The sequence below is a fragment of the Vibrio sp. 10N.222.48.A3 genome, from assembly GCF_041475345.1.
Taxonomy (GTDB): Bacteria; Pseudomonadota; Gammaproteobacteria; order Enterobacterales; family Vibrionaceae; genus Vibrio; species Vibrio tasmaniensis_A.
Map to the genome: position 1 here is coordinate 1 of NZ_JBFRVX010000501.1, position 1,448 is coordinate 1,448.

Below are 1,448 nucleotides of genomic sequence, written 5' to 3' on the forward strand. Positions count from 1 at the left end.
TGCACACTTCTGGTGTGAGCTTGCGATGCAAGAACAAGCCGACGGCAACCGCCCTAAAGCGCTTCAGCACTTCAAGAAGGCCCTTTCAGAAGACCCTAAATGTGTTCGAGCCAGTATTGCTTTAGGAAAATTCTATTTAGCCAATGAAGATTATCACAAGACAATTACTTATTTAGAGTCAGTTCTCGAGCAAGATATCGACTTCATTAGTGAAGTCCTGCCAACGCTTGCTGAGTGTTACCACAAACTTGGACAAGAAGCGCAGTTGGTCGAGTTCCTTAAAGCGTGTATTCAGAAGAAAGCCGGTGTTTCCGCTGAGTTGATGCTGGCTCAACTCGTTGCCGACCATGAAGATGTTGGCTCTGCTCAAGAGCTACTGACAAAGCAGCTTGTTAAAAACCCAACCATGAAAGGTTTTTATCGATTAATTGATTATCACCTAGAGGAAGCGGAAGAAGGTAGAGCCAAAGACAGCTTAACAACGCTTCAATCTATGGTTGGTGAACAACTCAAGGTTAAGCCTCATTACCGATGCCGTCAGTGTGGTTTCTCAACTCACTCAATGTATTGGCACTGCCCTTCATGTAAGGGGTGGGGAACGATCAAGCCTATTCGTGGGCTTGATGGTGAATAGATTTGTGGTCATTTTAAGACCAAATTATTAATTGCAGCTTTCGGGCTGCATTTTTATGACTGTTATTTATGGCCTGATTGGTATAAATATTTTGTAGAAAGTTAACTGCGTTAGGAGATGAAATGAACGACCAAAAAATCATTGTAGCATTGGATTATGATAACCAAGCGGATGCGTTAGCCTTTGTCGATCGTATTGACCCAGCATCTTGCCGCCTAAAAGTTGGCAAAGAGATGTTTACTCTGTTTGGCCCTGAATTTGTTCGTGAATTACATAAACGTGGTTTCTCTGTGTTTTTGGACCTTAAGTTCCACGATATCCCGAACACATGTTCAAAAGCGGTACGTGCTGCCGCTGAGATGGGCGTGTGGATGGTGAACGTACACGCGAGCGGTGGCGAGCGTATGATGACGGCTTCTCGTGAAATTTTGGAACCATATGGTAAAGCTCGTCCATTGTTAATCGGTGTGACGGTACTAACCAGTATGGAGCAATCTGACTTAGCGGGTATCGGTCTGGATCTAGAGCCACAGCAACAAGTGATGCGCTTAGCGTCTTTGACTAAAAACTCAGGCCTAGACGGTGTTGTATGTTCTGCACAAGAGGCTTCTTTGCTCAAAGGTGCACTTGGTCAGGAGTTCAAACTAGTAACTCCAGGTATTCGTCCTGTAGGCGCTGATGTTGGTGACCAGAAGCGTATCATGACGCCTTCTAAGGCGATTGAGTCAGGTTCTGACTATCTTGTTATCGGTCGTCCAATTACTCAAGCAGCAGACCCTGCATCAGTACTTGCTGAAATCAACGGCACGCTAGC

The 1,448-nt window shown here is 45.2% G+C and carries 2 protein-coding genes; both read left to right on the plus strand.

Annotation, left to right across the window (positions count from 1 at the left end; translation table 11 throughout):
- On the plus strand, positions 1 to 634 hold a 634-nt coding region (locus tag AB4653_RS14760; protein WP_372104574.1), incomplete at its 5' end, for a tetratricopeptide repeat protein.
- A 122-nt stretch (positions 635 to 756) separates the two neighbouring features.
- On the plus strand, positions 757 to 1,448 hold a 692-nt coding region (gene pyrF, locus AB4653_RS14765; protein ID WP_102257828.1), incomplete at its 3' end, for an orotidine-5'-phosphate decarboxylase.